Source organism: Mangrovibacter phragmitis (genome assembly GCF_040429585.1).
Taxonomy (GTDB): domain Bacteria; phylum Pseudomonadota; class Gammaproteobacteria; order Enterobacterales; family Enterobacteriaceae; genus Mangrovibacter; species Mangrovibacter phragmitis.
In genome coordinates this window covers 3885982-3908881 of record NZ_CP134782.1, presented here as the reverse complement: position 1 = coordinate 3908881, position 22900 = coordinate 3885982, and the positions used below count along the sequence as shown (strand labels likewise).

At 49.1% G+C, this 22900-nt stretch carries 28 protein-coding genes, 1 tRNA gene and 2 rRNA genes; 25 read left to right on the top strand and 6 right to left on the bottom strand.

Translation table 11 applies throughout. The annotated features are described in order from the left end of the window. Nucleotides 1-14 precede the first annotated feature (14 nt). The 16 genes from rpsH (at nucleotide 15) to MPHASIOC01_RS18930 (ending at nucleotide 8101) form a co-directional block, all read left to right on the top strand. Nucleotides 15-407 carry a 30S ribosomal protein S8 gene (gene rpsH / locus MPHASIOC01_RS19005; RefSeq protein WP_036112832.1) on the top strand — a complete coding sequence of 131 codons (393 nt, stop codon included), beginning with the start codon at nucleotides 15-17 and terminating at the stop codon, nucleotides 405-407. 12 nt (nucleotides 408-419) lie between these two features. After that, nucleotides 420-953 carry a 50S ribosomal protein L6 gene (gene rplF / locus MPHASIOC01_RS19000; protein WP_036112828.1) on the top strand — a complete coding sequence of 178 codons (534 nt, stop codon included), beginning with the start codon at nucleotides 420-422 and terminating at the stop codon, nucleotides 951-953. A gap of 9 nt (nucleotides 954-962) precedes the next feature. Further along, a complete protein-coding gene (rplR, locus tag MPHASIOC01_RS18995) occupies nucleotides 963-1316 on the top strand; it encodes a 50S ribosomal protein L18 (protein ID WP_000358956.1) in 354 nt (117 codons plus the stop codon). Nucleotides 1317-1330: 14 nt separating this feature from the next. Then, entirely contained in the window at nucleotides 1331-1831 is a 501-nt protein-coding gene (gene rpsE, locus MPHASIOC01_RS18990; protein WP_017374144.1) for a 30S ribosomal protein S5, read from the top strand. Between the two features lie 6 nt (nucleotides 1832-1837). Next, nucleotides 1838-2017 (top strand): 50S ribosomal protein L30, encoded by a 180-nt coding sequence (gene rpmD / locus MPHASIOC01_RS18985; protein ID WP_036112814.1) that lies wholly within the window; start codon nucleotides 1838-1840, stop codon nucleotides 2015-2017. A gap of 3 nt (nucleotides 2018-2020) precedes the next feature. After that, complete coding sequence (gene rplO, locus MPHASIOC01_RS18980; protein ID WP_064597169.1) at nucleotides 2021-2455, top strand: 50S ribosomal protein L15; 435 nt, start codon at nucleotides 2021-2023, stop codon at nucleotides 2453-2455. Nucleotides 2456-2462: 7 nt separating this feature from the next. Next, a complete protein-coding gene (gene secY / locus MPHASIOC01_RS18975) occupies nucleotides 2463-3794 on the top strand; it encodes a preprotein translocase subunit SecY (RefSeq protein WP_064597171.1) in 1332 nt (443 codons plus the stop codon). Between the two features lie 30 nt (nucleotides 3795-3824). Beyond that, the gene (gene rpmJ / locus MPHASIOC01_RS18970; protein WP_015960705.1) at nucleotides 3825-3941 is read left to right on the top strand and encodes a 50S ribosomal protein L36; all 117 of its coding nucleotides are present in this window, start codon (nucleotides 3825-3827) and stop codon (nucleotides 3939-3941) included. Nucleotides 3942-4088: 147 nt separating this feature from the next. Then, nucleotides 4089-4445, top strand: a complete 357-nt coding sequence (rpsM, locus tag MPHASIOC01_RS18965; protein ID WP_036112799.1) for a 30S ribosomal protein S13 — start codon at nucleotides 4089-4091, stop codon at nucleotides 4443-4445. A gap of 16 nt (nucleotides 4446-4461) precedes the next feature. Then, entirely contained in the window at nucleotides 4462-4851 is a 390-nt protein-coding gene (gene rpsK / locus MPHASIOC01_RS18960) for a 30S ribosomal protein S11 (RefSeq protein WP_001029684.1), read from the top strand. 32 nt (nucleotides 4852-4883) lie between these two features. Beyond that, nucleotides 4884-5504, top strand: a complete 621-nt coding sequence (rpsD, locus tag MPHASIOC01_RS18955) for a 30S ribosomal protein S4 (protein WP_036112787.1) — start codon at nucleotides 4884-4886, stop codon at nucleotides 5502-5504. Between the two features lie 25 nt (nucleotides 5505-5529). Beyond that, nucleotides 5530-6519, top strand: coding sequence for a DNA-directed RNA polymerase subunit alpha (locus MPHASIOC01_RS18950; RefSeq protein WP_036112784.1), 990 nt, complete (start codon nucleotides 5530-5532; stop codon nucleotides 6517-6519). 40 nt (nucleotides 6520-6559) lie between these two features. Further along, nucleotides 6560-6946: a 50S ribosomal protein L17 gene (gene rplQ, locus MPHASIOC01_RS18945; RefSeq protein WP_064597173.1), complete on the top strand. Its 387-nt coding sequence runs from the start codon at nucleotides 6560-6562 to the stop codon at nucleotides 6944-6946. Between the two features lie 110 nt (nucleotides 6947-7056). Next, on the top strand, nucleotides 7057-7428 hold the full coding sequence (locus MPHASIOC01_RS18940; protein WP_353613074.1) for a DUF1992 domain-containing protein: 372 nt from the start codon (nucleotides 7057-7059) through the stop codon (nucleotides 7426-7428). Nucleotides 7429-7430: 2 nt separating this feature from the next. Next, a complete protein-coding gene (gene zntR / locus MPHASIOC01_RS18935; RefSeq protein ID WP_064597177.1) occupies nucleotides 7431-7859 on the top strand; it encodes a Zn(2+)-responsive transcriptional regulator in 429 nt (142 codons plus the stop codon). Next, nucleotides 7856-8101 (top strand): alternative ribosome-rescue factor A, encoded by a 246-nt coding sequence (locus MPHASIOC01_RS18930; protein WP_064597179.1) that lies wholly within the window; start codon nucleotides 7856-7858, stop codon nucleotides 8099-8101. The genes zntR and MPHASIOC01_RS18930 overlap by 4 nt, the downstream gene beginning before the upstream one ends. Here the strand turns inward: MPHASIOC01_RS18930 and mscL are convergent. The 5 genes from mscL to def all read right to left on the bottom strand — a co-directional run bounded on the left by mscL (nucleotide 8073) and on the right by def (nucleotide 12873). Continuing rightward, nucleotides 8073-8486, bottom strand: coding sequence for a large-conductance mechanosensitive channel protein MscL (gene mscL, locus MPHASIOC01_RS18925; RefSeq protein WP_036112755.1), 414 nt, complete (start codon nucleotides 8484-8486; stop codon nucleotides 8073-8075). The genes MPHASIOC01_RS18930 and mscL overlap by 29 nt on opposite strands. Nucleotides 8487-8608: 122 nt before the next feature. Further along, complete coding sequence (gene trkA / locus MPHASIOC01_RS18920; protein WP_064597181.1) at nucleotides 8609-9985, bottom strand: Trk system potassium transporter TrkA; 1377 nt, start codon at nucleotides 9983-9985, stop codon at nucleotides 8609-8611. 40 nt (nucleotides 9986-10025) lie between these two features. Continuing rightward, nucleotides 10026-11318, bottom strand: a complete 1293-nt coding sequence (gene rsmB / locus MPHASIOC01_RS18915; protein WP_353613073.1) for a 16S rRNA (cytosine(967)-C(5))-methyltransferase RsmB — start codon at nucleotides 11316-11318, stop codon at nucleotides 10026-10028. Between the two features lie 73 nt (nucleotides 11319-11391). Continuing rightward, on the bottom strand, nucleotides 11392-12339 hold the full coding sequence (fmt, locus tag MPHASIOC01_RS18910; RefSeq protein WP_353613072.1) for a methionyl-tRNA formyltransferase: 948 nt from the start codon (nucleotides 12337-12339) through the stop codon (nucleotides 11392-11394). A 21-nt stretch (nucleotides 12340-12360) separates the two neighbouring features. After that, on the bottom strand, nucleotides 12361-12873 hold the full coding sequence (gene def, locus MPHASIOC01_RS18905) for a peptide deformylase (RefSeq protein WP_064597187.1): 513 nt from the start codon (nucleotides 12871-12873) through the stop codon (nucleotides 12361-12363). 121 nt (nucleotides 12874-12994) lie between these two features. On the opposite strand from def, the gene dprA reads away from it, so the two are divergent. From dprA to MPHASIOC01_RS18875, 6 genes are read left to right on the top strand one after another with little or no spacing between them, the layout of a single operon-like run. Beyond that, nucleotides 12995-14116 (top strand): DNA-protecting protein DprA, encoded by a 1122-nt coding sequence (dprA, locus tag MPHASIOC01_RS18900; RefSeq protein ID WP_353614958.1) that lies wholly within the window; start codon nucleotides 12995-12997, stop codon nucleotides 14114-14116. Continuing rightward, on the top strand, nucleotides 14088-14561 hold the full coding sequence (gene smg, locus MPHASIOC01_RS18895) for a DUF494 family protein Smg (RefSeq protein ID WP_036112740.1): 474 nt from the start codon (nucleotides 14088-14090) through the stop codon (nucleotides 14559-14561). Before dprA ends, smg begins: the two co-directional genes overlap by 29 nt. A gap of 23 nt (nucleotides 14562-14584) precedes the next feature. Beyond that, on the top strand, nucleotides 14585-15139 hold the full coding sequence (locus MPHASIOC01_RS18890) for a topoisomerase DNA-binding C4 zinc finger domain-containing protein (RefSeq protein WP_353613071.1): 555 nt from the start codon (nucleotides 14585-14587) through the stop codon (nucleotides 15137-15139). Further along, nucleotides 15132-15704 carry an L-threonylcarbamoyladenylate synthase type 1 TsaC gene (tsaC, locus tag MPHASIOC01_RS18885; RefSeq protein WP_064597191.1) on the top strand — a complete coding sequence of 191 codons (573 nt, stop codon included), beginning with the start codon at nucleotides 15132-15134 and terminating at the stop codon, nucleotides 15702-15704. Before MPHASIOC01_RS18890 ends, tsaC begins: the two co-directional genes overlap by 8 nt. Nucleotides 15705-15706: 2 nt before the next feature. Continuing rightward, nucleotides 15707-16525 carry a shikimate dehydrogenase gene (aroE, locus tag MPHASIOC01_RS18880; RefSeq protein WP_353613070.1) on the top strand — a complete coding sequence of 273 codons (819 nt, stop codon included), beginning with the start codon at nucleotides 15707-15709 and terminating at the stop codon, nucleotides 16523-16525. Then, nucleotides 16522-16779 carry a DUF1488 domain-containing protein gene (locus tag MPHASIOC01_RS18875; RefSeq protein ID WP_064597195.1) on the top strand — a complete coding sequence of 86 codons (258 nt, stop codon included), beginning with the start codon at nucleotides 16522-16524 and terminating at the stop codon, nucleotides 16777-16779. The genes aroE and MPHASIOC01_RS18875 overlap by 4 nt, the downstream gene beginning before the upstream one ends. Here MPHASIOC01_RS18875 and MPHASIOC01_RS18870 read toward each other — a convergent pair. Further along, entirely contained in the window at nucleotides 16755-17309 is a 555-nt protein-coding gene (locus tag MPHASIOC01_RS18870; RefSeq protein ID WP_064597197.1) for a gamma carbonic anhydrase family protein, read from the bottom strand. The genes MPHASIOC01_RS18875 and MPHASIOC01_RS18870 overlap by 25 nt on opposite strands. 479 nt (nucleotides 17310-17788) lie before the next feature. On the opposite strand from MPHASIOC01_RS18870, the gene MPHASIOC01_RS18865 reads away from it, so the two are divergent. The 3 genes from MPHASIOC01_RS18865 to MPHASIOC01_RS18855 all read left to right on the top strand — a co-directional run bounded on the left by MPHASIOC01_RS18865 (nucleotide 17789) and on the right by MPHASIOC01_RS18855 (nucleotide 22732). Beyond that, a 16S ribosomal RNA gene (locus tag MPHASIOC01_RS18865) occupies nucleotides 17789-19330 on the top strand. Between the two features lie 86 nt (nucleotides 19331-19416). Beyond that, nucleotides 19417-19492 (top strand) — tRNA-Glu (locus MPHASIOC01_RS18860). 221 nt (nucleotides 19493-19713) lie between these two features. Further along, nucleotides 19714-22732: ribosomal RNA gene (locus MPHASIOC01_RS18855) — 23S ribosomal RNA — on the top strand. Together the 16S and 23S rRNA genes with 1 tRNA gene alongside form the textbook arrangement of a ribosomal RNA operon. The last annotated feature ends 168 nt before the right edge of the window (nucleotides 22733-22900 follow it).

Below are 22900 nucleotides of genomic sequence, written 5' to 3'. Positions count from 1 at the left end.
GGGAGTAGAGACAGATGAGCATGCAAGATCCGATCGCGGATATGCTGACCCGTATCCGTAACGGTCAGGCCGCGAACAAAGTTGCGGTCACCATGCCTTCCTCCAAGCTGAAAGTGGCAATTGCCCATGTGCTTAAGGAAGAAGGTTATATCGAAGATTATAAAATTGAAGGCGACATCAAGCCTGAACTGGAAGTTTCTCTGAAATATTTCCAGGGCAAGGCTGTGGTAGAGAGCATTCAGCGAGTCAGCCGTCCAGGTCTGCGCATCTATAAGAAAAAAGATGAGCTGCCGAAAGTTATGGCTGGGCTGGGTATTGCTGTCGTTTCTACCTCTAAAGGTGTTATGACTGATCGTGCAGCGCGCCAGGCTGGTCTTGGTGGCGAAATTATCTGCTACGTAGCCTAATCGGAGGAAAAAATGTCTCGTGTTGCTAAAGCACCGGTCGTTATTCCTGCCGGCGTTGATGTAAAAATCAACGGTCAGGTTATTACGATCAAAGGTAAAAACGGCGAGCTGACTCGTTCTATCAACGATGCTGTTGAAGTTAAACATGCGGACAATGCACTGACTTTCGCTCCTCGCGAAGGTTTTGCAGATGGCTGGGCCCAGTCGGGTACAGCTCGTGCGCTGCTGAACTCCATGGTTATCGGTGTTACCGAAGGCTTCACTAAGAAGCTTCAGCTGGTTGGTGTAGGTTACCGTGCAGCGGTTAAAGGGAATGTTCTGAGCCTGTCTTTAGGCTTTTCTCACCCTGTAGACCATGAACTGCCGGCTGGCGTCATTGCAGAATGTCCGTCACAAACTGAAATCGTGCTGAAAGGCGCTGATAAACAAGTGATTGGCCAGGTCGCTGCTGATGTGCGCGCCTACCGTCGTCCTGAGCCTTATAAAGGCAAGGGTGTCCGTTACGCCGACGAAGTCGTGCGTACCAAAGAGGCTAAGAAGAAGTAAGGTAACACTATGGATAAGAAATCTGCTCGTATCCGTCGTGCGACCCGCGCACGTCGCAAGCTCAAAGAGCTTGGTGCGACCCGCCTGGTGGTACATCGTACCCCGCGTCATATTTACGCACAGGTAATCGCGCCGAACGGTTCTGAAGTTCTGGTAGCTGCTTCTACTGTAGAAAAAGCTATTGCTGAGCAACTGAAGTACACCGGTAACAAAGATGCCGCCGCTGCAGTAGGTAAAGCTGTTGCAGAACGCGCTCTGGAAAAAGGAATCAAAGATGTTTCCTTTGACCGTTCCGGGTTCCAATATCATGGTCGTGTCCAGGCACTGGCAGATGCTGCCCGTGAAGCTGGCCTTCAGTTCTAAGGTAGAGGTGTAAGATGGCTCACATCGAAAAACAAGCTGGCGAACTGCAGGAAAAGCTGATCGCGGTAAACCGCGTATCTAAAACTGTAAAAGGTGGCCGTATTTTTAGCTTCACCGCTCTGACTGTAGTGGGTGATGGCAATGGTCGCGTTGGTTTTGGTTACGGTAAAGCGCGTGAAGTTCCAGCAGCGATCCAGAAAGCGATGGAAAAAGCCCGTCGCAACATGATTAACGTCGCGCTGAACAGCGGTACTCTGCAGCACCCAGTTAAAGGTGTGCACACAGGTTCTCGTGTGTTCATGCAGCCGGCTTCAGAAGGTACTGGTATCATCGCAGGTGGTGCTATGCGTGCTGTTCTCGAAGTCGCTGGGGTTCATAACGTACTGGCAAAAGCATATGGTTCCACCAACCCGATTAACGTGGTTCGTGCTACCATTGATGGCCTGGAAAATATGAAATCTCCAGAAATGGTCGCTGCCAAGCGTGGTAAATCCGTTGAAGAAATTCTGGGGTAATTGACCATGGCAAAGACTATTAAAATCACTCAAACCCGCAGTGCAATCGGTCGTCTGCCGAAACACAAGGCAACGCTGCTTGGCCTGGGTCTGCGTCGTATTGGTCACACTGTTGAGCGTGAGGATACGCCTGCGGTCCGTGGTATGATCAACGCGATTTCCTTCATGGTTAAAGTTGAGGAGTAAGAGATGCGTTTAAATACTCTGTCTCCAGCCGAAGGGTCTAAGCACGCGCCGAAACGCCTGGGTCGTGGTATCGGCTCTGGTCTGGGTAAAACCGGTGGTCGCGGCCACAAAGGTCAGAAATCTCGTTCTGGTGGTGGTGTACGTCGTGGTTTCGAAGGTGGTCAGATGCCGTTGTATCGTCGTCTGCCTAAATTCGGTTTCACCTCTCGCAAAGCAATGGTCACTGCGGAAATCCGTCTGTCTGACCTGGCTAATGTTGAAGGCGACGTAGTTGACCTGAACACGCTGAAAGCAGCAAACATTATCGGTATTCAGATTGAATTCGCGAAAGTGATTCTGTCTGGTGAGGTTACTCGCCCGGTAACTGTTCGCGGTCTGCGTGTTACTAAAGGCGCACGAGCTGCTATCGAAGCTGCTGGCGGTAAAATCGAGGAATAAGTAGCAGATGGCAAAACAACCGGGATTAGATTTTCAAAGTGCTAAAGGTGGGCTTGGCGAGCTAAAACGCAGACTGTTGTTTGTTATTGGTGCGCTGATTGTTTTCCGAATTGGCTCTTTTATTCCAATCCCTGGTATTGATGCCACTGTTCTTGCCAAATTGCTCGAGCAACAGCGGGGCACCATCATTGAAATGTTCAACATGTTCTCTGGTGGTGCTCTGAGCCGAGCTTCCATCTTCGCGCTGGGTATTATGCCGTATATTTCGGCTTCAATTATTATCCAGTTGCTGACAGTCGTTCATCCGGCGTTGGCTGAATTGAAGAAGGAAGGGGAGTCTGGACGTCGTAAGATTAGCCAGTACACCCGTATCGGTACTTTGGTGTTGGCAATATTTCAGTCAATCGGTATTGCTACCGGTTTACCGAATATGCCAGGAATGACTGGTCTGGTTATTAATCCAGGTATTGCATTCTATTTCACTGCTGTTGTTAGCCTGGTCACCGGGACAATGTTCCTGATGTGGTTAGGTGAACAGATTACTGAGCGAGGTATTGGTAACGGTATCTCAATCATAATCTTCGCTGGTATTGTTGCAGGCCTTCCGCCTGCTATTGCACATACCATCGAGCAAGCGCGGCAAGGCGACCTGCACTTCCTCCTGTTGCTGTTGGTTGCAGTATTAGTATTTGCTGTCACCTTCTTTGTTGTGTTTGTTGAACGTGGTCAACGCAGAATTGTGGTAAACTACGCGAAACGCCAACAAGGTCGACGTGTCTATGCTGCACAGAGCACACATTTACCGCTGAAAGTGAATATGGCTGGTGTAATCCCGGCTATCTTTGCTTCCAGTATTATTCTGTTCCCGGCAACCATTACTTCATGGTTCGGGGGCGGTACTGGTTGGAACTGGCTGACAACAATTTCGCTGTACTTGCAGCCTGGGCAACCGCTTTATGTGTTACTCTATGCGTCTGCAATCATCTTCTTCTGTTTCTTTTATACTGCGTTGGTTTTCAACCCGCGTGAAACAGCAGATAACCTGAAGAAGTCCGGTGCATTTGTACCAGGAATTCGTCCGGGAGAACAAACGGCGAAGTATATTGATAAAGTAATGACTCGCCTGACTTTGGTCGGTGCGTTGTATATTACTTTTATTTGCCTGATCCCGGAGTTCATGCGTGATGCGATGAAAGTGCCGTTCTACTTTGGTGGGACTTCACTGTTAATTGTCGTTGTTGTCATCATGGACTTTATGGCTCAAGTGCAAACTCTGATGATGTCCAGTCAGTATGAGTCTGCATTGAAAAAAGCGAACCTGAAAGGTTATGGCCGTTAATGGTCGCTTGAGAAGTTACGGAGAGTAAAAATGAAAGTTCGTGCTTCCGTCAAGAAATTATGCCGTAACTGCAAAATCGTTAAGCGCGAAGGCGTTATTCGTGTGATTTGCAGTGCCGAGCCGAAACATAAACAGCGTCAAGGCTGATTATTTTCGCATATTTTTCTTGCAAAGTTGGGTTGAGCTGGCTAGATTAGCCAGCCAATCTTTTGTATGTCTGTGCGTATTCATTTGAGTATCCTGAAAACGGGCTTTTCAGTATGGTACGTACACATGAAATTATAGGAGTGCATAGTGGCCCGTATAGCAGGCATTAACATTCCTGATCAAAAACACGCTGTAATCGCATTAACGTCGATTTATGGTGTCGGCAAGACTCGTTCCAAAGCCATCTGTGCTGCGGCGGGTATCGCTGAAGATGTTAAGATCAGTGAGCTGTCTGAAGAACAAATCGACACGTTGCGTGACGAAGTTGCCAAATTTGTCGTTGAAGGTGATCTGCGCCGCGAAATCAGCATGAGCATCAAGCGTCTTATGGACCTTGGTTGCTATCGCGGTCTGCGTCATCGTCGTGGTCTGCCGGTTCGCGGTCAGCGTACCAAGACCAACGCCCGTACCCGTAAGGGTCCGCGCAAACCGATCAAGAAATAATCGGGGTGATTGAATAATGGCAAAGGCACCAATTCGTGCACGTAAACGTGTAAGAAAACAAGTCTCTGATGGCGTGGCTCATATCCATGCTTCTTTCAACAACACCATCGTTACTATCACTGATCGTCAGGGTAACGCGCTGGGTTGGGCAACTGCCGGTGGTTCCGGTTTCCGTGGTTCTCGTAAATCCACTCCTTTCGCCGCTCAGGTTGCAGCTGAACGTTGCGCTGATGCAGTGAAAGAGTACGGAATTAAGAATCTGGAAGTTATGGTTAAGGGACCGGGTCCGGGTCGCGAATCTACTATTCGTGCTCTGAACGCCGCTGGTTTCCGCATCACTAATATTACTGATGTGACTCCGATCCCTCACAACGGTTGTCGTCCGCCGAAAAAACGTCGCGTATAACGCACCGTTTTTAGGAATGTTGGAGAAAGAAAATGGCAAGATATTTGGGTCCTAAGCTCAAGCTGAGCCGTCGTGAGGGCACAGACCTGTTCCTTAAGTCTGGTGTTCGCGCGATCGATACCAAGTGTAAAATTGAACAAGCTCCTGGTCAGCATGGTGCGCGTAAACCGCGTCTGTCTGACTATGGTGTGCAGTTGCGTGAAAAACAAAAAGTTCGCCGTATCTATGGTGTTCTGGAACGTCAATTCCGTAACTATTACAAAGAAGCAGCACGTCTGAAAGGCAACACCGGTGAAAACCTGTTGGCTCTGCTGGAAGGTCGTCTTGACAACGTTGTCTACCGTATGGGCTTTGGCGCAACTCGTGCGGAAGCACGCCAGCTGGTAAGCCATAAAGCTATCATGGTTAACGGTCGTGTTGTTAATATCGCTTCTTATCAGGTGAGTCCGAACGATGTTGTTAGCGTTCGTGAGAAAGCGAAAAAGCAGTCTCGCGTGAAAGCCGCTCTGGAGCTGGCTGAGCAGCGTGAAAAGCCAACCTGGCTGGAAGTTGATGCTGGCAAGATGGAAGGTGTGTTCAAGCGTAAGCCTGAGCGTTCTGATCTGTCTGCGGACATTAACGAACACCTGATCGTCGAGCTTTACTCCAAGTAAAGCTTAGTACCAAAGAGAGGACACAATGCAGGGTTCTGTGACAGAGTTTCTTAAACCGCGCCTGGTCGATATCGAGCAAATGAGTTCGACGCACGCCAAGGTGACCCTTGAGCCGTTAGAGCGTGGCTTTGGCCATACTCTAGGTAACGCACTGCGCCGTATTCTGCTTTCATCGATGCCGGGTTGCGCGGTGACCGAGGTTGAGATTGATGGTGTACTGCATGAGTACAGCACCAAAGAAGGCGTACAGGAAGATATCCTGGAAATCCTGCTCAACCTGAAAGGGCTGGCGGTGAAAGTTCAGGGCAAAGATGAAGTTATTCTTACCCTGAATAAATCTGGCATTGGCCCTGTGATCGCAGCAGACATCACCCATGACGGTGATGTTGAAATCGTCAAGCCGCAGCATGTGATTTGCCACCTGACCGATGATAACGCATCTATTAATATGCGTATTAAAGTTCAACGTGGTCGTGGTTATGTGCCGGCCTCTGCCCGAATTCATTCGGAAGAAGATGAGCGCCCAATCGGCCGTCTGCTGGTCGATGCTTGCTACAGCCCTGTAGAGCGTATTGCCTACAATGTTGAAGCAGCTCGTGTTGAGCAGCGTACCGACCTGGATAAGCTGGTTATCGAAATGGAAACTAACGGCACAATCGATCCTGAAGAGGCGATTCGTCGTGCGGCTACCATCCTGGCTGAACAACTTGAAGCCTTTGTTGACTTGCGTGACGTACGTCAGCCGGAAGTTAAAGAAGAGAAGCCAGAATTCGATCCGATCTTGCTGCGCCCTGTTGACGATCTGGAATTGACTGTCCGCTCTGCTAACTGCCTCAAGGCAGAAGCTATCCACTACATCGGTGATCTGGTACAACGTACCGAGGTTGAGTTGCTGAAAACGCCGAACCTTGGTAAAAAATCTCTTACAGAGATTAAAGACGTGCTGGCTTCCCGTGGTCTGTCTCTGGGCATGCGCCTGGAAAACTGGCCACCAGCAAGCATTGCTGATGAGTAACCGGATCACAGGTTAAGGTTTTACTGAGAAGGATAAGGTCATGCGCCATCGTAAGAGTGGTCGTCAACTGAACCGCAACAGCAGCCATCGCCAGGCAATGTTCCGTAACATGGCTGGTTCACTGGTTCGTCATGAAATCATCAAGACGACCCTGCCAAAAGCGAAAGAGCTGCGTCGCGTAGTTGAGCCGCTGATTACTCTTGCCAAGACCGACAGCGTAGCTAATCGTCGTCTGGCATTCGCCCGTACTCGTGATAACGAGATCGTGGCAAAACTGTTTAATGAACTTGGTCCGCGTTTCGCGAGCCGTGCAGGTGGTTACACTCGTATTCTTAAGTGTGGCTTCCGTGCTGGTGATAATGCTCCGATGGCTTACATCGAGCTGGTTGATCGCGCTGAGTCTCAAGCAGAAGCTACTGCAGAGTAATTTGCAGTAACGTAAAAAAGCCGGGCTTGCCCGGTTTTTTTATATCTAAAATTCGGACCTTGATCTAGAATTCAAATTTTATTTGTTCATTTAATCACCGAGGTATTGATATGTGGTTAATTGACCAATGGGCTGAACGGCACATTCTTGAAGCACAGCAAAAGGGTGATTTGGACAACCTTCCTGGTGAAGGGCAACCTTTGGTGCTGGATGATGATTCTTTTGTACCTGAATCCTTGCGAACTGGTTATCGTCTTTTAAAAAATGCAGGATGTCTTCCACCTGAGCTTGAGCAGCGTAGGGAAGCACTTGAACTCCATGAGTTACTCCAGGGTGTTAAAGAGACTGACCCTGAATTCCATGAAGTAAGCCAGCGTGTTGCATTGCTGGAACTTAAATTACGCCAGGCTGGTTTAAGTACTGATTTCCTTCATGGTTCCTACGGCCTGTTAGTCAGAGAGCGCTTTTCTGAGGACAGCTAGCTATGTATCGTATAGGTGAAATTGCTCGTTTAGCTGATGTTACGCCCGATACTATCCGCTATTACGAAAAGCAGAACATGATGGATCATGAAGTGCGCACAGAAGGTGGCTTTCGGTTATATAGTGAAAATGATTTGCAGCGCCTGCGTTTTATTCGTTACGCAAGGCAGCTTGGTTTTACTCTGGATTCAATCCGTGAATTACTCTCTATTCGGATTGACCCGGAACATCATACTTGCCGTGAGTCAAAGCAGATTGTCCAGGACCGACTCACGGAAGTAGAATCCAGAATCGCTGAGCTTGAGGTGATGAGGCAGTCTTTAAAAAGACTGGATGACATTTGCTGTGGCACCGCTCACAGTAGCGTGTACTGTTCAATTCTTGAGGCACTGGAACAGGGTGCAACCAAAATCCAACCGGAGAAAATATGAGTAACTATCAACATAAAAAAGGGACCATCCGAGATAATGCTTTGGAGGCATTGCTTCATGACCCGCTATTTCGCCAGCGTGTTGAGCGAAACAAGAAAGGAAAAGGTAGCTATTCTCGCAAAACTAAATATGGGAAAAACAGTGGGCAGGAGGCCAGCAGTAAACAAGTAGATGCTTTTTTACTCCTGGCCTTCTTCGTACTAACTGCGGCAGTTATGCATCTTTACTATTCTGGGCTTTGAGCAGGTCACGAATTTCAGTCAGTAACACCTCTTCGGTAGAGGGAGCTGGAGGTGCTTTTGGTGCTTCTTTTTTCTGGTACAATTTGTTCATCATCTTAACTACCATGAAGATGGCAAATGCTACGATGATAAAGTCAAAAATGTTCTGAATAAAAACACCATAGTGCATGACCACTGCCGGGATATCCCCTTCAGCAGGGCGCAATGTTACTGCAAACTGCTTAAAATCAATTCCCCCGATCAGCAGCCCCAGTGGTGGCATAATGATATCGGCAACCAGCGACGAAACGATTTTCCCGAAAGCAGCGCCGATCACTACCCCGACAGCAAGGTCAATGACATTTCCGCGCATTGCAAAAGCTCGAAACTCTTTGAATATACTCATACATTCTCCTTGAACAACACAACCCCAATAGGGCAATAGCGTTTTAGATCCCATTGACCCAAATAACAGTAAGTAAATAGATTATATACAAAGAATTAACGGGGCGGATAACCGCCCTGTATTCAGAGGAAAAATGGACTGGGCTGGAAGAGACGTTCTACATCGCTGACATACTTTTTATCTGTCAGGAACATAATAACGTGATCCCCTTGTTCAATACGCAGATCATTGTTAGCTATCATTACATCATTACCGCGTACAACAGCACCAATAATGGTACCTGGTGGTAATTTTATCTCGTCAATGACCCGGCCAACGACTCGCGATGTACTTTCATCACCATGTGCGACAGCCTCAATCGCTTCAGCAACGCCTCGCCTGAGGGACGAAACCCCTACAATATCAGCTTTGCGTACATGGCTGAGTAGTGCAGAAATTGTTGCCTGCTGTGGAGATATGGCAATATCAATCACGCTCCCCTGTACCAGATCGACATAGGCTTTGCGCTGGATCAGTACCATTACTTTTTTGGCACCCATGCGCTTTGCCAGCATTGCGGACATGATGTTTGCTTCATCATCATTGGTGACAGCAATAAACAAATCAACCTGATCAATATGTTCTTCTTGCAGCAGTTCCTGATCAGATGCATCGCCGTAAAATACAATAGTATTTTGTAATTTCTCGGCTAACTCTGCGGCTCGTTTCTGATCACGTTCGATCAATTTAACGCTGTATTCTTTCTCTAAACGTTTTGCTAAACCGGCCCCAATATTACCACCACCCACCAACATAATGCGTTTATAGGGTTTTTCCAGCCGCTGTAATTCGCTCATCACTGCACGGATGTGCTGCGAAGCCGCAATAAAAAAGACTTCATCACCGGCTTCGATAATGGTGGAACCCTGAGGGCGAATAGGCCTGTCATGGCGGAATATAGCCGCTACACGGGTGTCGATATGCGGCATATGTTCACGCATTGTAGACAGCGCGTTACCTACGAGTGGGCCACCGTAATAGGCTTTGACGACCCCAAGGCTAACCTTGCCCTCGGCAAAGTTAACGACCTGAAGAGCCCCCGGATACTCAATCAGACGATAAATGCTATCAATCACCAATTGTTCTGGCGCGATTAAGTGGTCAATTGGTACGGCGTCTGGCGTGAAGAGTTTTTGCGCATCGCGTACATAATCTGATGCCCGGATGCGCGCAATACGGTTTGGGGTATTAAATAACGAATAAGCAATCTGGCAGGCAACCATATTCGTTTCATCCGAACTGGTTACTGCGACCAGCATATCTGCATCATCAGCACCTGCTTCTCGCAGAATTCTGGGATGTGAACCCGGCCCCTGCACAACGCGCAGGTCAAATTTATCTTGCAGACTACGTAACCTGTCACCATTGGTATCCACGACAGTGATATCGTTATTTTCACCTACTAAGTTTTCTGCGAGGGTGCCCCCAACCTGTCCGGCACCCAAAATGATAATTTTCATCAGTATTGTTTCTTAAGTTGTGCCTGGAAGGCTTGATTCATCATGACGCTTTGATTAGCTTAGCGTAAAAGAATCCATCTCCTTCATCTGGCCCGGGGAAATTTTGTTTCCCAGGCTCATCAGATGTTCCTGTTTCGACAATTGTTGCATCAGCAAAGTTGTGCAAAAATTGTTTAATTTGCTGGCTATTTTCCTCTGGCATGATGGAGCATGTTGCATATAACAAAGTGCCACCGGGTTTTAAAAGGGGCCAGACAGCATTAAGAATTTCGCTCTGTAACTTTGCCAGCTCTTCTATATCATTATTGCGTCGCAGCCATTTTATATCGGGGTGGCGCCGTATTACTCCCGTCGCTGAGCAGGGCGCATCCAGCAAGATGCGGTCAAATTGTTGGCCAGAACACCACTGCTCGGGGTAGCGACCATCACCTGATTTGATTTCAGCCTTCATACCCAGACGTTTCAGGTTTTCATAAACCCGGCTAAGGCGCTTTTTGTCAATATCAACAGCCAGAACGTTAGCCTCAGGTGCAGCTTCCAGAATATGAGTTGTTTTCCCTCCCGGAGCTGCGCATAAATCCAGAATATTCTCGCCATTCTGCGGATTCAGCAACGCCACACAGCCCTGGGCTGATGCATCCTGTACGGTAACCCAACCTTCAGAGAAGCCGGGCAGCATAGCAACAGGTATTGGCGTTTCCAGCCTGATGGCATCAGGGTAGTCTTGGTGAGTAAACCCATTCATTCCTGCTTGTTGGAGTAGCTTAAGCCACGTATCACGCTGATGAAAGCGACGGTTTACACGTAACCACATCGGTGGACGGTGGTTATTTGCTTCAACAATGCTTTCCCAATGCTGCGGCCAGGCCTGGCGCAGGCGATTAAGCAGCCATTCTGGATGCCAGTAACGGGATTCATGCTGTTGTAGTTCCGCCATAAGGCTGTCGCTCTGGCGTTGGAATTGCCGTAATACACCGTTGATAACCCCTTTAAACTGTTGTCGCTTAAGCACGCTTGCACCTTCAACAGTTTCAGCGAGTGCAGCATGTGCGGGGATCCGGGTGTGAATTAATTGGTAAAGACCAACGGCAATCAGATAATGGATGACTTTATGCTTGCCTTGCAATGGGCGGGACATCAACTGACTAATCAGCCATTCCAGTTCTGGCAGTGTACGCAGGGTACCAAAGCACAGTTCTTGTAAGAGTGACTTGTCTTTGTCAGAAACACGTTCCTGAAGTGGTGGCAGAACATCACTAAGTGACAATTTCTGCTCCATTACCTGGTCTATCGCCTGAGCTGCCAGGCTGCGTAAGTTTTGAGATCGTTTCATTGCTACAGTCTGGTTTTCCAGCCGTCAGAAATAAAAAGGCCCGGACAAGTCCGGGCTGTGAATAAGATGCTTATCAGGCAAGCGCAACTCCTGGGGTGAACCACTCTTTCCTGGAATTGAGAATATCCTGGGCCGACATCGGTTTTTTGCCGGCGGGCTGCAATATCTCTATGTTCAGAATGCCTTGCTGTGTAGCAACCTGAATACCGTGTTTATTTGCTGCAACAACTGTCCCGGGATTTTCATTAACCTGAGTGTCAATAACTGATGCCTTCCAGACTTTTACTGGTTGTTCATCAACCATTAAAAAACTTACAGGCCAGGGATTAAACGCACGAATGCAGCGCTCAAGCTGGGTTGCCGGTAATGACCAGTCAAGTCTGGCTTCTTCTTTACTGAGTTTTTCAGCATAGGTCACCAGGGTCTCATCTTGTTTTTCTGGTGTAATGCCCGACTCAGCCAACTGAGTAAGCGTATATAACAGACCATGAGGGCCAATGGCAGCCAACTTGTCATACAGAGTAGCGCTGGTGTCTTCGGGGGTAACGGGACAGGCTATCTTATGCAGCATATCGCCGGTATCAAGGCCTTTGTCCATTTGCATGATGGTTACGCCAGTTTGTTCATCTCCGGCCCACAATGCGCGCTGAATCGGCGCAGCACCACGCCAGCGAGGAAGCAGGGAACCATGTACATTAATGCAGCCTAAACGAGGCATGGTTAATACTGCTGCTGGCAGCAGCAGGCCATAAGCAACCACGACCATCACATCTGCATTACACTGAGCAATTAGCGCCTGGTTTTCCTGCGGTCGCAGGCTGTCTGGTTGATACACAGGGATCTCATGCTCCTGAGCCAGTGTTTTCACTGGGCCTGCCATTAGTTTTTTCCCTCGCCCGGCAGGGCGATCGGGTTGAGTAAAAACAGCAACCACTTCATGCTCTGAAGCTATCAGCGCATCCAGATGGCGAGCGGCGAAATCAGGTGTTCCGGCGAAAATAATACGAAGAGAATTAGCCACGTGGTTTTTAGCTCCGTGCGGTTAAGCTTCGCGCGCACTCAGTCTTGCCATTTTTTCAAGCTTCTGACGAATACGTTGGCGTTTCAATGGGGACAGGTAATCAACAAACAATTTGCCTACCAGGTGATCCATTTCATGTTGAATACAAATGGCAAGCAGACCATCTGTTTCCAGCTCAAAGGACTGGCCGTCACGGTTTAATGCGCGCACTTTGACTGTTTCAGCACGAGGAACCAAAGCCCGCTGCTCAGGAATTGAAAGACAACCTTCTTCAATTCCAGTATTACCACTTTTTTCCAGTAGTTCAGGGTTAATCAGAACTAACTGTTCATCGCGGTTTTCCGAAACATCAATGACAATGATACGCTGATGAATATCTACTTGTGTTGCAGCAAGGCCAATGCCTTCTTCTGCGTACATGGTCTCGAACATATCATCGACGATACGCTGAATTTCTGCATTAACCTCTTTGACCGGTTCAGCGATAGTGCGAAGCCGCTCGTCCGGGAAATGTAAAACCTGCAATACTGACATATTTATCCAGAGCTGAGTTCAAAAGTTAAACGGATACTTCCTTCCTATTCTAGACATTTCCGCGCCCGATTGACAGTATCCCTCGCCAATCACAGAAATTGCTGAGGTTGTAGGAATGAGTTTGTCGGAAACGGAAATCTGGCTGCGATTAATGAATGTTTCGTCAATATATGGCGACATCGCGCATATGCTATTTCGTCAGTTACAGGAAAGCCCTTCCTGTACTCCTGCAACATTGCGTTTTATCGGGTGTAGTGAGACCCAGATAAAACAGTTTTTCTCTCCCACTTCGCAGCAAATCGCTCAGGCGCTGAACTGGCTTGATAGTGAGCATCATCATCTGTTGACCGTCTCGGATGCAATGTATCCTGCGCCGTTAAAGGCGATTAATGATTTTCCGGTTGCGCTATTTGTTAAAGGTGATTTGTCGGTACTGAATACACCGCAATTAGCTATAGTTGGAAGCCGCAGCCTTTCCTGGTATGGGGAGCATTGGTGCCGTCAATTTGCTGCATCTCTTGCCGAACAGCTGACAATTACCAGTGGGCTTGCGATTGGTATTGATGGCGTGGCACATAATGCGGCACTTGAGTCAGGCGGGAGAACTGTTGCTGTTTTGGGAAACGGTTTAAATACAGTCTACCCCCCTCGACATCGGTCACTGGCAAGAGACATTCAGGTAATGGGCGGCGCTATTGTCTCTGAGTTTCCTTTATGGACAACGCCTAAGCCCGCTAATTTTCCGCGGCGCAATAGAATTATTAGTGGGTTAAGTTACGGGGTTTTGGTCATTGAGGCGACGCTGAAAAGTGGTTCGTTGATTACTGCACGTTGTGCGCTTGAACATGGGCGAGATGTGTTTGCGTTACCGGGCCCGTTAAGTAATCCAGGCAGTGAGGGTCCACACTGGTTGATTCAGCAGGGTGCTCAACTGGTTTCTCAACCCGGCGATATTATTGATTCGCTCAGTGAAACTGTCAGCGTATTAGCAAAACAGGCGTTGAAGTTAAATAATTCAGTGGATCATGCCATCCCTCCATTGCCATTTCCTGAGCTGTTGGCTAACGTAGGAGATGAGGTAACACCTGTTGACGTCGTCGCTGAACGTGCCGGCCAACCTGTGCCAGTGACCGTAGTCCAATTACTTGAGCTGGAGTTAGCAGGGTGGATCGCAGCTGTACCCGGCGGCTATGTCCGATTGAGGAGGGCATGCCATGTTCGACGTACTAATTTATCTGTTTGAAACATATATCCAGAATCAGGCTGAAGTTCAGGTTGATCAGGATAAATTAACCCGTGATTTAGCTGATGTAGGGTTTGATCGCGACGATATCTACAATGCATTATCCTGGCTGGAAAAACTGGCTGATTACCAGGATGGATTAGTTGAGCCAATGCAGTTGGCGTCCGACCCTCTGTCTATGCGTATTTTCACGGATGAAGAAAGCCAGCGTCTGGATTCCAGTTGCCGGGGGTTCTTGCTATTCCTGGAACAAATACAGGTGCTAAACCTCGAAACACGTGAAATGGTAATTGAGCGTGTTATGGCGTTGGATACAAGTGAGTTTGATCTTGAAGACCTGAAATGGGTTGTGTTGATGGTGTTATTCAATCTGCCAGGTTGTGAGAACGCTTATCAACAGATGGAAGAACTTCTTTTTGAGGTAAATGAAGGTATGCTTCACTGATTATTCAGTGAAGTGTGAGCGATATGGCAAAAGACGCACTCTTTTCAGTGCCTGAACAGTCGCCCTGCCCAAAGTGCGGGGCGCGGTTAGTAATTCGTACCGGGAAGCATGGACCGTTTCTCGGTTGTTCTCAGTACCCAGATTGTGACTATCTGCGTCCTTTAAAGCCCTCATCAGATGGGCATATTGTTAAGGTGCTTGAAGGGCAATTGTGCCCGGAATGCCAGTCAGTCCTGGTGTTACGCCAGGGGCGTTTTGGTATGTTTGTTGGTTGCAGCCAATACCCAGAATGTGGGCATACTGAACTTATCGATAAGCCTGATAATACGGCTATTTCCTGTCCCCAATGTAAGCAAGGCCACTTAGTTCAGCGGCGTTCTCGTTATGGAAAAATATTTCATGCCTGTAACCGCTTCCCCGAGTGCCAGTTTGCTGTAAATTGTACGCCTGTTGCAGGGGAGTGTGAGGAATGCCATTACCCCTTGTTAATTGAGAAGAAAACGGCGCAAGGTGTTAAACGCTTCTGTGCCAGTAAACAATGTGGAAAGCCGGTAACGGTAGATAAAGAAAGTGAATAACAACCTGCAAAATCATGCGCTGAACGACATCGTTCACGTTTTAGAAGAAGAAAATGTCATCGCCTATCCCACCGAAGCTGTATTTGGTGTGGGGTGTGATCCTGATAGTGAAACTGCAGTAATGCGCTTATTGGCGTTGAAGCAACGTCCTATTGATAAGGGGTTGATTCTTATCGCTGCAAATTTTGAACAATTACGCCCTTATATTGATGAATCTTCTCTGAGCCCTGAACAGCTCCAAAGTGTATTTGCGTGCTGGCCAGGCCCTGTCACTTTTGTCTTTCCTGCGAAACCAGATACACCAGTATGGTTAACAGGGCGTTTTGATTCATTAGCTGTGCGTGTCACTAATCATCCACTGGTAGTTGATTTATGTCTCGCTTTCGGTAAACCGTTAGTTTCGACAAGTGCTAATTTAAGTGGTTTACCACCGTGCCGAACCACTGAAGAAGTTCGCGCTCAATTTGGTGATGCCTTTCCTGTGGTTGATGGCTTAACAGGGGGAAGGAAAAATCCATCAGAGATCAGAGACGCTTTAACCGGCAAACTCTTTCGGCAAGGATAATCATGGAAACATTCGCTGTCTTTGGTAACCCTATTGCGCATAGCAAATCCCCTCAAATACATGCGTGGTTCTCAGAAGAAACGGGGATTTTTCACCATTATGGGTCTGTTCTGGCTCCCGTTGATGGTTTCAAAGAATCTATTGGGGCTTTTTTTTCGAACGGGGGCAAGGGCGCGAATGTTACGGTACCGTTTAAAGAACAGGCGTTTGAGTTTGCTGACACGCTAACGCAAAGAGCAACATTGGCTGGGGCAGTTAATACGTTAAAATTGTTGGACGATGGGCAGGTGCTGGGTGATAACACGGATGGTGTTGGGCTTGTCAGTGACTTACAGCGGTTGGGGTTTTTACCTTACGGGGCACGTATTCTGTTGCTGGGGGCAGGCGGCGCATCCAGAGGTGTCATTCTGCCCTTGTTAGCACAAACCTGCGATATTGTAATTGCCAACCGGACTTTTGATAAAGCTCAGACGCTGGCCGCGCATTTTTCTGCTTTCGGAAATGTGAGTGCCTGTGAGTATTCTGCGCTTGATGGAAAAGTTTTTGACCTTATTATCAATGCAACGTCCAGCGGTATTAACGGCGACGTCCCTCCGATCCCGGCTTCATTACTGCATCATAATATCAGTTGTTATGACATGTTTTATCAGGCCGGGCCTACGCCTTTTTTAATGTGGGCAATGCAGCACCATGTTCAGAAATTTGCTGATGGGTTGGGGATGCTGGTTAGCCAGGCCGCTCACTCATTTATGCTTTGGCATGGCGTTTTGCCAGAAACAACCCCAGTGATTGAAAAGCTAAAACGAGTATTGAGTGCATGAACCAGTCGATTCAGTTTCCGGACAGAGAGGAATGGCATATTGAGTACCAGGCTGTTGTTTTTCCTGCGCTGGTGGGTGGTATGCAGGTCTTTTGCGCTATCAGCAAGCTGGTTTTAGCACAACGGTTTGGTGAGCATACTGCTGAAGAATACCTGAATCTATTCAGATCCCATCGCTGGGATCTGGAGGAAGAGGCTGAAGTATTGATCAATGCGCAACAGGAAGATGCTCAAGGTTGGTACTGGTTATCCTGAGCCAGGTACTCTGCTTTCCATTTTACATAGTTATCTGCAGAGTATTTCAGGCCTTGGATTTCGTCTGCAGATAGTGGGCGCACTTGTTTAACAGGGCTTCCAATATATAAAAATCCGCTTGCCAGTTTTTTCCCGGGTGGCACCAGGCTACCAGCACCAATCATGACATCATTACCAATTTCAGCACCATCAAGCAGGATGGAACCCATACCGACTAATACTCTGTCACCTATTTTACATCCGTGAAGCATTGCCTTGTGACCAATAGTTACGTCTTGCCCAATGATTAACGGGTAGCCTTCAGGGTGTGAAGGTGATTTATGCGTGACATGTAAGACACTTCCGTCCTGGACATTTGTCCTGTCACCGATAGCAACGTAATTAACATCGCCGCGAATAGCGACAAGAGGCCAGATGCTGACATCATCTCCCAGTCTTACATCACCAATGAGTACACTGGAGGGATCAACCATGACCTGGCGTCCGGCTGAAGGATATAAATTCTGGTATTGACGGAAAACCTGGGGCATAGCTACCTCAATTTAAGAGTCTGAAAGGTTAACTTTGACTATCAGACAGGGAAATTCAAGGTGAAATGTACATAAAACAAACGTTGAAGTGCATGAATTCAGCAAAAAGGTTGAAAAAACCACACTTAGCAAAAAAGATCGAAAAAAGGCTTGTGCATCTGAATGGGATCCCTATAATGCGCCTCCATCGACACGGCGGCACGCTTCACTGAGTGCAGTAAGCCGGGAAGATAAAGAGAAAAAATCCTGAAAAATTGGGTTGACTCTGAAAGAGGAAAGCGTAATATACGCCACCTCGCGACAGCAGGCAGAATGCCGGGTCGCACTGCTCTTTAACAATTTATCAGACAATCTGTGTGGGCACTCATAAGCACTGATATCTTAACGTCGCAAGACGCTAAAAATTATCAAGTCTTAAAGAGTGACTAACAGTTAATTCATTACGAATAAACAGTTTAATTCTTTGAGCATCAAACTTTAAATTGAAGAGTTTGATCATGGCTCAGATTGAACGCTGGCGGCAGGCCTAACACATGCAAGTCGAGCGGCAGCGGGAAGAAGCTTGCTTCTTTGCCGGCGAGCGGCGGACGGGTGAGTAATGTCTGGGAAACTGCCTGATGGAGGGGGATAACTACTGGAAACGGTGGCTAATACCGCATAACGTCGCAAGACCAAAGAGGGGGACCTTCGGGCCTCTTGCCATCAGATGTGCCCAGATGGGATTAGCTTGTTGGTGAGGTAACGGCTCACCAAGGCGACGATCCCTAGCTGGTCTGAGAGGATGACCAGCCACACTGGAACTGAGACACGGTCCAGACTCCTACGGGAGGCAGCAGTGGGGAATATTGCACAATGGGCGCAAGCCTGATGCAGCCATGCCGCGTGTATGAAGAAGGCCTTCGGGTTGTAAAGTACTTTCAGTCAGGAGGAAGGTGGTGAGCTTAATACGCTCATCAATTGACGTTACTGACAGAAGAAGCACCGGCTAACTCCGTGCCAGCAGCCGCGGTAATACGGAGGGTGCAAGCGTTAATCGGAATTACTGGGCGTAAAGCGCACGCAGGCGGTCTGTCAAGTCGGATGTGAAATCCCCGGGCTCAACCTGGGAACTGCATTCGAAACTGGCAGGCTGGAGTCTCGTAGAGGGAGGTAGAATTCCAGGTGTAGCGGTGAAATGCGTAGAGATCTGGAGGAATACCGGTGGCGAAGGCGGCCTCCTGGACGAAGACTGACGCTCAGGTGCGAAAGCGTGGGGAGCAAACAGGATTAGATACCCTGGTAGTCCACGCCGTAAACGATGTCGACTTGGAGGCTGTGCCCTTGAGGCGTGGCTTCCGGAGCTAACGCGTTAAGTCGACCGCCTGGGGAGTACGGCCGCAAGGTTAAAACTCAAATGAATTGACGGGGGCCCGCACAAGCGGTGGAGCATGTGGTTTAATTCGATGCAACGCGAAGAACCTTACCTGGTCTTGACATCCAGAGAATCCTGCAGAGATGCGGGAGTGCCTTCGGGAGCTCTGAGACAGGTGCTGCATGGCTGTCGTCAGCTCGTGTTGTGAAATGTTGGGTTAAGTCCCGCAACGAGCGCAACCCTTATCCTTTGTTGCCAGCGGTTAGGCCGGGAACTCAAAGGAGACTGCCAGTGATAAACTGGAGGAAGGTGGGGATGACGTCAAGTCATCATGGCCCTTACGACCAGGGCTACACACGTGCTACAATGGCGCATACAAAGAGAAGCGAACTTGCGAGAGTAAGCGGACCTCATAAAGTGCGTCGTAGTCCGGATTGGAGTCTGCAACTCGACTCCATGAAGTCGGAATCGCTAGTAATCGCGGATCAGAATGCCGCGGTGAATACGTTCCCGGGCCTTGTACACACCGCCCGTCACACCATGGGAGTGGGTTGCAAAAGAAGTAGGTAGCTTAACCTTCGGGAGGGCGCTTACCACTTTGTGATTCATGACTGGGGTGAAGTCGTAACAAGGTAACCGTAGGGGAACCTGCGGTTGGATCACCTCCTTACCTTAGAGATACGGTCTTTTGCAGTGCTCACACAGATTGTCTGATGAAAGTAAAGAAGCAAGGCGTCTTGCGAAGCAGACTTCAGTGTCCCCTTCGTCTAGAGGCCCAGGACACCGCCCTTTCACGGCGGTAACAGGGGTTCGAATCCCCTAGGGGACGCCAGGCGTTAACTGATGAGGTCAGACCTCCCAGGGGACGCCACTTGCTGGTTTGTGAGTGAAAGTCGCCGACCTCAGTATCTCAAAACTGATTCAGCAGTGAATCACGTTTGAGATATTTGCTCTTTAAAAATCCGGAACAAGCTGAAAATTGAAACACAGAACAACGCAAGTTGTTCGTGAGTCTCTCAAAACTTACAGCACGAAGACATCTTCGGGTTGTGAGGTTAAGCGACTAAGCGTACACGGTGGATGCCCTGGCAGTCAGAGGCGATGAAGGACGTGCTAATCTGCGAAAAGCGCCGGTGAGGTGATATGAACCGTTATAACCGGCGATGTCCGAATGGGGAAACCCAGTGTGACTCGTCACACTATCATTAACTGAATCCATAGGTTAATGAGGCGAACCGGGAGAACTGAAACATCTAAGTACCCCGAGGAAAAGAAATCAACCGAGATTCCCCAAGTAGCGGCGAGCGAACGGGGAAGAGCCCAGAGTCTGAATCAGCAGGTGTGTTAGTGGAACGGTCCGGAATGGCCGGCGATACAGGGTGAAAGCCCCGTACACGAAAGCGCACCTGTTGTGAGCTCGATGAGTAGGGCGGGACACGTGGTATCCTGTCTGAATATGGGGGGACCATCCTCCAAGGCTAAATACTCCTGACTGACCGATAGTGAACCAGTACCGTGAGGGAAAGGCGAAAAGAACCCCGGCGAGGGGAGTGAAAAAGAACCTGAAACCGTGTACGTACAAGCAGTGGGAGCCCCACCACCAAAGCGTTTCGCTTTGCGTGGTGCGCAAAATGCGTAACGACAGCGCGACTGACGGTTAACGGAGCGTAAGCGACGTTCAACTTAAAAAATCAGGCAGTGGAGCGTTTTGGGGTGGGGTGACTGCGTACCTTTTGTATAATGGGTCAGCGACTTATATTCTGTAGCAAGGTTAACCGTATAGGGGAGCCGCAGGGAAACCGAGTCTTAACCGGGCGTCCAGTTGCAGGGTATAGACCCGAAACCCGGTGATCTAGCCATGGGCAGGTTGAAGGTTGGGTAACACTAACTGGAGGACCGAACCGACTAATGTTGAAAAATTAGCGGATGACCTGTGGCTGGGGGTGAAAGGCCAATCAAACCGGGAGATAGCTGGTTCTCCCCGAAAGCTATTTAGGTAGCGCCTCGTGAATTCATCTCCGGGGGTAGAGCACTGTTTCGGCTAGGGGGCCATCCCGGCTTACCAACCCGATGCAAACTACGAATACCGGAGAATGTTATCACGGGAGACACACGGCGGGTGCTAACGTCCGTCGTGAAGAGGGAAACAACCCAGACCGCCAGCTAAGGTCCCAAAGTCATGGTTAAGTGGGAAACGATGTGGGAAGGCCCAGACAGCCAGGATGTTGGCTTAGAAGCAGCCATCATTTAAAGAAAGCGTAATAGCTCACTGGTCGAGTCGGCCTGCGCGGAAGATGTAACGGGGCTAAACCATGCACCGAAGCTGCGGCAGCGACACTGAGTGTTGTTGGGTAGGGGAGCGTTCTGTAAGCCGGTGAAGGTGTGCTGTGAGGCATGCTGGAGGTATCAGAAGTGCGAATGCTGACATAAGTAACGATAATGCGGGTGAAAAACCCGCACGCCGGAAGACCAAGGGTTCCTGTCCAACGTTAATCGGGGCAGGGTGAGTCGACCCCTAAGGCGAGGCCGAAAGGCGTAGTCGATGGGAAACAGGTTAATATTCCTGTACTTGGTGTTACTGCGAAGGGGGGACGGAGAAGGCTGTGTCATCCGGGCGACGGTTGTCCCGGTTTAAGCGTGAAGGTGGAGTGACCAGGCAAATCCGGTTGCTCATTAACACTGAGGCGTGATGACGAGGCACTACGGTGCTGAAGTGACAGATGCCCTGCTTCCAGGAAAAGCCTCTAAGCTCCAGGTAACACGAAATCGTACCCCAAACCGACACAGGTGGTCAGGTAGAGAATACCAAGGCGCTTGAGAGAACTCGGGTGAAGGAACTAGGCAAAATGGTGCCGTAACTTCGGGAGAAGGCACGCTGACATGTAGGTGAAGTCCCCCGCGGATGGAGCTGAAGTCAGTCGAAGATACCAGCTGGCTGCAACTGTTTATTAAAAACACAGCACTGTGCAAACACGAAAGTGGACGTATACGGTGTGACGCCTGCCCGGTGCCGGAAGGTTAATTGATGGGGTCAGCGCAAGCGAAGCTCCTGATCGAAGCCCCGGTAAACGGCGGCCGTAACTATAACGGTCCTAAGGTAGCGAAATTCCTTGTCGGGTAAGTTCCGACCTGCACGAATGGCGTAATGATGGCCAGGCTGTCTCCACCCGGGACTCAGTGAAATTGAACTCGCCGTGAAGATGCGGTGTACCCGCGGCAAGACGGAAAGACCCCGTGAACCTTTACTATAGCTTGACACTGAACATTGAGCCTTGATGTGTAGGATAGGTGGGAGGCTTTGAAGTGTGGACGCCAGTCTGCATGGAGCCAACCTTGAAATACCACCCTTTAATGTTTGATGTTCTAACCTGGCGCCATAATCTGGCGTGGGGACAGTGTCTGGTGGGTAGTTTGACTGGGGCGGTCTCCTCCTAAAGTGTAACGGAGGAGCACGAAGGTTGGCTAATCCTGGTCGGACATCAGGAGGTTAGTGCAATGGCATAAGCCAGCTTGACTGCGAGCGTGACGGCGCGAGCAGGTGCGAAAGCAGGTCATAGTGATCCGGTGGTTCTGAATGGAAGGGCCATCGCTCAACGGATAAAAGGTACTCCGGGGATAACAGGCTGATACCGCCCAAGAGTTCATATCGACGGCGGTGTTTGGCACCTCGATGTCGGCTCATCACATCCTGGGGCTGAAGTAGGTCCCAAGGGTATGGCTGTTCGCCATTTAAAGTGGTACGCGAGCTGGGTTTAGAACGTCGTGAGACAGTTCGGTCCCTATCTGCCGTGGGCGCTGGAGAATTGAGGGGGGCTGCTCCTAGTACGAGAGGACCGGAGTGGACGCATCACTGGTGTTCGGGTTGTCATGCCAATGGCACTGCCCGGTAGCTACATGCGGAAGAGATAAGTGCTGAAAGCATCTAAGCACGAAACTTGCCCCGAGATGAGTTCTCCCTGACTCTTTAAGAGTCCTGAAGGAACGTTGAAGACGACGACGTTGATAGGCCGGGTGTGTAAGCGCAGCGATGCGTTGAGCTAACCGGTACTAATGAACCGTGAGGCTTAACCTTACAACGCCAAAGATGTTTTGGTGTGAGAGAGACGAAATTTTCAGCCTGTTGACGGATAAGTAAAGTCGTGATGGATTTTACGTTATGGCAGGGCACAGAGCCGCACCGCGTAAGGAGCATACTGAAGTATGTGACTGAGCGGGCAGGCGAGAGCAACGCAGCAAGAAC

What these genes read in the sequence shown, in the direction of transcription:
- MPHASIOC01_RS18870 (WP_064597197.1), bottom strand. Translation starts at nt 17,309, where the DNA reads ATGCCCCAGGTTTTCCGTCAATACCAGAATTTATATCCTTCAGCCGGA.
- rplF (WP_036112828.1), top strand. Translation starts at nt 420, where the DNA reads ATGTCTCGTGTTGCTAAAGCACCGGTCGTTATTCCTGCCGGCGTTGAT.
- MPHASIOC01_RS18950 (WP_036112784.1), top strand. Translation starts at nt 5,530, where the DNA reads ATGCAGGGTTCTGTGACAGAGTTTCTTAAACCGCGCCTGGTCGATATC.
- mscL (WP_036112755.1), bottom strand. Translation starts at nt 8,486, where the DNA reads ATGAGTATATTCAAAGAGTTTCGAGCTTTTGCAATGCGCGGAAATGTC.
- rpmD (WP_036112814.1), top strand. Translation starts at nt 1,838, where the DNA reads ATGGCAAAGACTATTAAAATCACTCAAACCCGCAGTGCAATCGGTCGT.
- rsmB (WP_353613073.1), bottom strand. Translation starts at nt 11,318, where the DNA reads ATGAAACGATCTCAAAACTTACGCAGCCTGGCAGCTCAGGCGATAGAC.
- MPHASIOC01_RS18930 (WP_064597179.1), top strand. Translation starts at nt 7,856, where the DNA reads ATGAGTAACTATCAACATAAAAAAGGGACCATCCGAGATAATGCTTTG.
- MPHASIOC01_RS18890 (WP_353613071.1), top strand. Translation starts at nt 14,585, where the DNA reads ATGGCAAAAGACGCACTCTTTTCAGTGCCTGAACAGTCGCCCTGCCCA.
- secY (WP_064597171.1), top strand. Translation starts at nt 2,463, where the DNA reads ATGGCAAAACAACCGGGATTAGATTTTCAAAGTGCTAAAGGTGGGCTT.
- rpsD (WP_036112787.1), top strand. Translation starts at nt 4,884, where the DNA reads ATGGCAAGATATTTGGGTCCTAAGCTCAAGCTGAGCCGTCGTGAGGGC.
- MPHASIOC01_RS18940 (WP_353613074.1), top strand. Translation starts at nt 7,057, where the DNA reads ATGTGGTTAATTGACCAATGGGCTGAACGGCACATTCTTGAAGCACAG.
- rplR (WP_000358956.1), top strand. Translation starts at nt 963, where the DNA reads ATGGATAAGAAATCTGCTCGTATCCGTCGTGCGACCCGCGCACGTCGC.
- trkA (WP_064597181.1), bottom strand. Translation starts at nt 9,985, where the DNA reads ATGAAAATTATCATTTTGGGTGCCGGACAGGTTGGGGGCACCCTCGCA.
- rpsH (WP_036112832.1), top strand. Translation starts at nt 15, where the DNA reads ATGAGCATGCAAGATCCGATCGCGGATATGCTGACCCGTATCCGTAAC.
- zntR (WP_064597177.1), top strand. Translation starts at nt 7,431, where the DNA reads ATGTATCGTATAGGTGAAATTGCTCGTTTAGCTGATGTTACGCCCGAT.
- smg (WP_036112740.1), top strand. Translation starts at nt 14,088, where the DNA reads ATGTTCGACGTACTAATTTATCTGTTTGAAACATATATCCAGAATCAG.
- MPHASIOC01_RS18875 (WP_064597195.1), top strand. Translation starts at nt 16,522, where the DNA reads ATGAACCAGTCGATTCAGTTTCCGGACAGAGAGGAATGGCATATTGAG.
- def (WP_064597187.1), bottom strand. Translation starts at nt 12,873, where the DNA reads ATGTCAGTATTGCAGGTTTTACATTTCCCGGACGAGCGGCTTCGCACT.
- rplO (WP_064597169.1), top strand. Translation starts at nt 2,021, where the DNA reads ATGCGTTTAAATACTCTGTCTCCAGCCGAAGGGTCTAAGCACGCGCCG.
- aroE (WP_353613070.1), top strand. Translation starts at nt 15,707, where the DNA reads ATGGAAACATTCGCTGTCTTTGGTAACCCTATTGCGCATAGCAAATCC.
- rpsK (WP_001029684.1), top strand. Translation starts at nt 4,462, where the DNA reads ATGGCAAAGGCACCAATTCGTGCACGTAAACGTGTAAGAAAACAAGTC.
- rplQ (WP_064597173.1), top strand. Translation starts at nt 6,560, where the DNA reads ATGCGCCATCGTAAGAGTGGTCGTCAACTGAACCGCAACAGCAGCCAT.
- rpmJ (WP_015960705.1), top strand. Translation starts at nt 3,825, where the DNA reads ATGAAAGTTCGTGCTTCCGTCAAGAAATTATGCCGTAACTGCAAAATC.
- rpsE (WP_017374144.1), top strand. Translation starts at nt 1,331, where the DNA reads ATGGCTCACATCGAAAAACAAGCTGGCGAACTGCAGGAAAAGCTGATC.